Raw genomic sequence first — 6682 nt, 5'->3', positions numbered from 1 at the left:
ACCCGCGACCTCCGGCGTGACAGGCCGGCATTCTAACCAACTGAACTACCGGTCCAGAAACAGCATCAAACCCAATGCGATGCTGGCGCATCAATTAGGCAAGATAAAAAAACAGGGGAGGTCTAAATAAAAAGTTGGCGGACCGGACGGGACTCGAACCCGCGACCTCCGGCGTGACAGGCCGGCATTCTAACCAACTGAACTACCGGTCCGCATACTTTTACACGATAATGGTGGGTGATGACGGGATCGAACCGCCGACCCTCTGCTTGTAAGGCAGATGCTCTCCCAGCTGAGCTAATCACCCCTCTCATCGATCGAGTGAGGCGCATTCTACAGTAACCACTCCCCCTGTCAAACGCTCTGGGCATTTTTTTTACATTTTCTTTAAAAAAAAGCTATAACACTGATTTTGCTCATTTTTTATACAGAAAAAGCAAGTATATCTGCAAACATAGCCGCTTTGCCGCCCGCAAAATTAAAGCAGACTGTACAGCACCCCCAGAGCTGATTACCATTGGCGCAAATTCGACCGGCCAATACACTAGCACCCTATACCGGTCGCATCACTAATATCGAAACCACCCTTGGAGCCGCCCGTGGAAATTTACAAAGACTTCACTTTTGAGGCAGCGCACCTGCTCCCTAATGTACCCGCCGGCCACAAATGTGGCCGCTTACACGGTCACAGCTTTTTGGTGCGCCTATATATAGCTGGCGAAGTTGATCCACACACCGGCTGGTTTATGGACTTTTCCGAACTCAAGCAGATATTCAAGCCGATTTACGATCGACTTGATCACTACTACTTAAACGACATCCCCGGCCTCGAAAACCCAACTAGCGAAAATTTAGCTATCTGGATCTGGGATCAACTCAAACCAACATTAAGCGCGCTAAGCCAGGTCGAGATCAGAGAAACTTGCACCAGCGGATGCATTTACAAAGGCGACTAAAAACAGATGCGCACCACCACAGCGCAAGATGATGTAAAGTTTGGCGGCTAAGGGAAAATACGTAACACGTTACATTACTAAACTCTTGACGTAACACTTATTCACAGATAGGGATTGACGGTCGAATATTCATCACTTAGCTAACATTTGTTAATGGAAATATTCATAAAACATCATAAGTAATTGATTAACATATACTTTATTAAAATGACTATTTTTTGAACAATTTGTTAAAGCCCCGATGCACGCTTCTCTCAAGGCACAACTGACAACTTACCCACCAAGTTATCCACAGATACTGTGGACAACCACACCCTATTTACGCGTAGCAGTGCTGTTACCTTACGAAAAGCGTTAGCACGCACACACCCCGAATACCGCCCATTAAAAAGCAAGCTTTTTCTCCCAAATTATCGCCTAGTACTGGCCTATACATTTGCGAATTTCCTTAATACCGTACACAAGCACGACAGCGCCGCAGCCTACATCTCTTAGGGGTTGTCCAGCTCCACAAGCAATAGCGACTCACACTCTCACCGCTAATTTAACTGCTCAAAACAAGGCACCCGCATATATTTTCACCCCCGCTCGATGAATGCCAACTGACATTGGCGACAGCATAAGTGCAAAGCAAACTAATAAATCGTCATATTTATGAAATATGAATGAAGTATTACCGTCACAAATTACGATGTCTGTAATATTTTTGTCATAAACTGGCCGCACAATAGCCCCAGCCCAAAAAGGCGCCGAGCTGCGTACTCGCTGCCAACGACCATAAGGCTCAATCAAATACCTTATTATTGTTTTTACGGAGAGACATCAATGAAGCGCCTATTACTGCCAGCAAGCATCCTACTCGCCAGTGGTGCCCAGTTAGCATTTGCCGACCTTAGCGTTAATAGCAAAGCCAATGCCTCTACCCAAGCCCCCCAGCAGCGGGAACTAAATCTTTACGTCGACCGTGAAACCAAACAAGTCTTCACTGAGCCGGGTGCCAACAGAGTCCAGCTCGGCACATTTGAGCCAGTAACAGAAGAAGCTAAACGCTCTAGCGCTGTATCCACTGCTGAAGTCGCCAATAAAGGCTTAGTGGTCAGCTCTGAAAATGGCGATTTCACCATGAACCTCGGTGGACGCATTCACGCAGACAGCACCACCCACATGAACGATGATCTATTAAAGCGCAGCAACGGCGACCCAGCGCAAGCCGTCTCCGGCACCGAGCTTCGCCGCGCGCGCTTGGCGCTACGAGGTAAATTCAATCGCGACTTTTCTTATAATATTGAGGCAGATTGGGGCGGCAACAGCGTTTCCCTAAAGGACGTGCTGGTTGCATATGACGCCACCCCGAATTTAGAGATAACCGTTGGCAATCAGAAACACTCCGTCAGCATGGAAGTCGAAGAAAGCTCAAACGACATTATGTTTAACGAGCGGTCACTGCTCTCGGCACTCACCCTACCGCATTTTGACCGCGCGATGGGCATCAACGTTAAAACCATGGGACAGAACTGGTCGCTCAAAGGCGGCATCTACGGCGACGCAGTTTCGGCCAGTGGCGACGGCGCCGATGAGGGTGGCGGTTTCGGGGTTAGAGGAACCTTTGCTCCCATTAACGATTCAGGGCAATTACTGCACGTCGGCGCCAGCCTTGGCCTACGCAAGGCCAATGACAATAACAGCCTGAGCAATGGTAAAACACCGCGTTTGCGCTACGAAACCACCAATATGTCTGACCTATATCTCAGTGATACCGGCAGTATTGCTGGGTTTGAGGAAATCCAACTAACAGGGCTTGAACTCGCCGCCATGCTTGGCCGTTTCTCAGCACAAGCCGAATTAGGCCAAGCCGACATCCAACGCGACGGCGGATCTGACTTAAGCTTTAACGCCCATTACCTCCAGCTTGGCTGGACATTAACTGGAGAAGCACGCAGTTATAAAGGCTCGGACGGCGAATTCAAAATGCTCAAACCTCGCAATAATTTTGATCTATCGCAAAATCACTGGGGCGCCTGGGAGCTTGCTTTACGTCTTGATGAGGTGGACCTTGAAGATGGCGATATCCAAGGTGGCAGCCAGCAACGTGTTAGTCTCAATCTAAATTGGTACCTAAACGCCAACCTACGCATACTGTTCGGTTACAGCCGCGCCTACGAAGTAGAGTCAGGCCCACTGACTCAAAACGGCGGCAGCGAAGCCGATAATGTCGATGTTGTAGCCTTCCGCGCACAGATGGCACTATAAAAAAAGGCGGCCTCATATATGAGGCCGCCTTTTAGTACTTCCACTTTAAACAAGTAATTCAACTGCAGCAGACAGATAATCCCACTCGCTGCAGAGCTCTTCACTCCATAACAAGCGTACTAGGTACGGCATTCACGTCGCTCGACTTCACTACGGTTGCCGCGGCGTTTAATGCCTGCAAGCGCGTAGCATAAACACCGTCGCCCGGAACCCCACTGTTCATACCCGCTAGCACTTTCTGCACATCGGTATTCATACCCGCTAAATACAGTAATTTATTACTACCGGCTGCATCAGTAGCAATGGTTTCTACCGCCAATACGGCAGACACATCAAGAAATGGAACGCGGGAGAAATCGAGTATAAGCACTCTTGCACCGACTTCACTGTGCTCTCGCACATGATGACCAAGGTCAGCCGCAGCACCAAAACTTAACGGACCGCTAAACTCAAATAGCGCCACTCGATCTCCACACTCCGCCAAACACGCTTTTTCCACATCAGAATCAAGATGCTCAGGCGTATTTTTCAGGCTGGCGATCTGCAATTGACCGACTTGTTTCACAAACGCTAATGCCGCCAATACCACACCCGCTGCCACCGCGGTAATCAAATCTACAAACACTGTTAACGACAGCACCAACAGCATTAAGGCTAGATCCCAGCGCGGACCGTGATTTGCACGTTTGATATAGCTCCAGTCGATAATATCTAAACCTACCTTCACCAAAATACCTGCTAACACCGCCAGAGGAATATTCGAGGCTAGCGGCCCCAAGCCAAGCACGATGGCTAAAAGTAGTAGCGCGTGAACCATTCCCGACACACGGGTACGACCACCAGAGCGAATATTCACCACCGTGCGCATGGTTGCGCCAGCGCCCGCAATACCACCGATCAAACCGGCGACGGTATTACCGATGCCTTGCCCAATCAGCTCTCTATTACTGTCGTGGCGCTCACGGGTCATATTGTCTGCCACCAAAGAGGTCAGCAAACTGTCTATTGAACCTAGCACTGCCAAAATGAAAGCTGCTTCGAGGATCAGCAAGGCTTTACTTTGCTCAAAGACCGGCCAATGAATACTCGGTAGACCTGACGGAATCTCGCCAAGCACCGGCACCTCAAAAAGGAAAAAGGCAATTAAGGTACCCCCAATCAGTGCAGCAAGCGGTCCAGGTAAATATTTACCTGCCCGAGCAGGCCAAAAGAACACCAGTGCTAAAGTGCCCAAACCAAGCGCAAGATTAGCAAAATTGATGTCCATCGCCGCATTTGGCAGCTTCGCCAAAGCACCTAGGGGATTTCCTGGCGAATCATGCCCCAATAACGGCCCCAGCTGTAGAATAATAATTATGGCGCCAATCCCCGTCATAAACCCCGAGATTACGGGATAAGGAACGAGACGGATATATTGGCCAACACCCAGAAAGCCAAAGACAATCTGCATTACTCCCGCCAACATTACCGTGGTAAAAATCAGCGCAGCGTCACCAGACAAGCTGGCAAACAGCCCCGCCAGCACCACCACCATTGGGCCAGTTGGGCCAGAGATTTGCGAATTGGTGCCGCCAAACAAGGCGGCAAAAAAGCCGACTGCAATGGCGCCATAGATACCCGCCATTGGCCCCAAACCCGATGCCACCCCTAGCGCCAAGGCGAGTGGCAGCGCCACCACCCCAGCGGTAATACCGCCGGTAATATCGCCCCTGATGTTGTCGCGAGCGAAATTCATACCGCCACTCCATGCTCGGCAATTAGGTTGCTGTAAGCCGAGTCCATTAACTCAAACTGTTGGCGCTCGTCGTTGTAGCACTCCACTTCACCACTGGCAATATTGTAAATCCAACCATGCAGGCGAACTTTTCCACTCGCCAGCTTTGCTGCCACAGCAGCATGAGTGCGCAGATGCTGTAACTGCAGCAGAACATTCTCTTTGGAGACTTCATCTAAGTGGCATTTATCAACATAGCCGTGACGTTCTTTTACAATCTCGCGCGCTGCACGGCAATGCCCCAGCCACTCTTTAACATGCGGAAGATCTTCTAAGCCACTGGGATCAATCGCGCCCTTCATTGCACCACAATCACTATGGCCACATACCACAATGTCCGACACCCCAAGGGCGGCAACAGCGAACTCGATTGACGCCGTCATGCCGCCAGTTTGGTTGCTATGGGGCGGCACGACATTTCCTGCATTACGGCAGATGAACAAATCGCCTGGCTGGGTTTGCGTTAGCATGCCAGGATCGATCCGTGAATCGGCACAGGTGATAAACAAAACATCCGGATTTTGCCCATTCGCCAATTTCCGAAACGCAGTCTCCTTTCCCGGATAAACCTCATTTTGAAATTTAGCAACACCTTGAATAATATCTTCCACAGGTACTTCCTCGTTAATAAACAATCTAGGATCAATATGGAGCTGATTATCCTTTGATAGTTTAATAATAAGGTATAGTATTTGCTGATATCGTTAAGCTATAAGAAAATGGGCGCGACTATGGCATCAAAAGCAAGTTCACCAAGCATAAAGCAGCTAAGTTATTTTATTGCCGTAGCAAAACATGCAAACTATCGACGCGCCGCTGAAGAACTGGGAATGAGTCAGCCCGCACTCACAAATCAAATTGCCATTCTTGAATCCGCGATAAATACTACTCTCTTTGAGCGCTCCCGAGCGGGTACCATGCTCTCCCCTAGCGGGCGAGATTTGCTTGACGGTGCACGCCAAGTTTTACTAAGTATGAAAGAATTTGAGGACATGGCCGCCGCCAAGAGTGACGGCCACCAAATTACTTATCGCTTAGGTGTACCACCTACTGTCGGCCCGTATTTACTGCCTCATATACTACCGGACCTGCATGATCTCCACGCAAGCTTAAAACTATACGTTCGCGAAGCGACCCACCGCGAGTTACAAAAAGACTTATTAGATGGCATCTACGATTTAGCAATCGTTCCGTTACCTCTGACAATCCCTCAACTAGCAATGACGCCATTATTTATTGAGCCACTAAAATTTGTAGTGCCCATAAACCATCCGCTTGCTGGGCAAAAAAGCATTACACCGAGCAAATTACGAGGCGAAAAAATATTAACACTAGAAGAAAAACACCACTTTCATTTACAGGTTCAGGAAATATGCGAACGCTGGGGAGCTGACCTACAAAGGGATTACGAAGGCACTAGCTTGGATACCTTGCGCCAAATGGTAGTAATGGGAATGGGGGTAGCCTTCTTGCCAGGTTTATATGTGCACTCCGAAATGCACGACCCAGAAGCACTTTATGTTTGCGAGTTACACAATATTTCAATCCTTAGGAAACACGCTTTAGTATGGCGACCCAACTCCCCAAACAGAGTATTTTATCGAGAGTTAGCCGCCGATATCCGCGCAATCATAACCAAACGATTAAGTGGTATTATTGCAACTACCGATAGCTGAAGCCCAGAGTAAAAGCCTCCAGACCA

General features: G+C 49.0%; 5 protein-coding genes and 2 tRNA genes. 3 read left to right on the top strand and 4 right to left on the bottom strand.

Going from position 1 to position 6682, the window contains the following annotated elements; translation table 11 throughout:
• Window positions 1-135: 135 nt before the first annotated feature.
• A tRNA-Asp gene (locus tag P1U47_RS16775) sits at window positions 136-212 on the bottom strand.
• 19 nt (window positions 213-231) lie between these two features.
• Window positions 232-307: transfer RNA gene (locus tag P1U47_RS16770), tRNA-Val, on the bottom strand.
• A 292-nt stretch (window positions 308-599) separates the two neighbouring features.
• On the opposite strand from P1U47_RS16770, the gene queD reads away from it, so the two are divergent.
• Entirely contained in the window at window positions 600-956 is a 357-nt protein-coding gene (gene queD / locus P1U47_RS16765) for a 6-carboxytetrahydropterin synthase QueD (protein ID WP_301030337.1), read from the top strand.
• Window positions 957-1781: 825 nt separating this feature from the next.
• Window positions 1782-3206, top strand: coding sequence for a porin (locus tag P1U47_RS16760; RefSeq protein ID WP_301030336.1), 1425 nt, complete (start codon window positions 1782-1784; stop codon window positions 3204-3206).
• Between the two features lie 100 nt (window positions 3207-3306).
• Here the strand turns inward: P1U47_RS16760 and P1U47_RS16755 are convergent, their stop codons facing one another.
• Window positions 3307-4941, bottom strand: a complete 1635-nt coding sequence (locus P1U47_RS16755) for a SulP family inorganic anion transporter (RefSeq protein ID WP_301030335.1) — start codon at window positions 4939-4941, stop codon at window positions 3307-3309.
• Complete coding sequence (locus P1U47_RS16750) at window positions 4938-5591, bottom strand: carbonic anhydrase (RefSeq protein WP_301030334.1); 654 nt, start codon at window positions 5589-5591, stop codon at window positions 4938-4940. Before P1U47_RS16750 ends, P1U47_RS16755 begins: the two co-directional genes overlap by 4 nt.
• 81 nt (window positions 5592-5672) lie before the next feature.
• Here P1U47_RS16750 and P1U47_RS16745 point away from each other — a divergent pair, with 81 nt between their 5' ends.
• Window positions 5673-6656: a hydrogen peroxide-inducible genes activator gene (locus P1U47_RS16745; RefSeq protein ID WP_301030333.1), complete on the top strand. Its 984-nt coding sequence runs from the start codon at window positions 5673-5675 to the stop codon at window positions 6654-6656.
• The last annotated feature ends 26 nt before the right edge of the window (window positions 6657-6682 follow it).

It is taken from the genome of Zhongshania sp. (genome assembly GCF_029212375.1).
GTDB lineage: Bacteria > Pseudomonadota > Gammaproteobacteria > Pseudomonadales > Spongiibacteraceae > Spongiibacter.
This window is presented reverse-complemented; position numbering and strand designations above follow the sequence as displayed.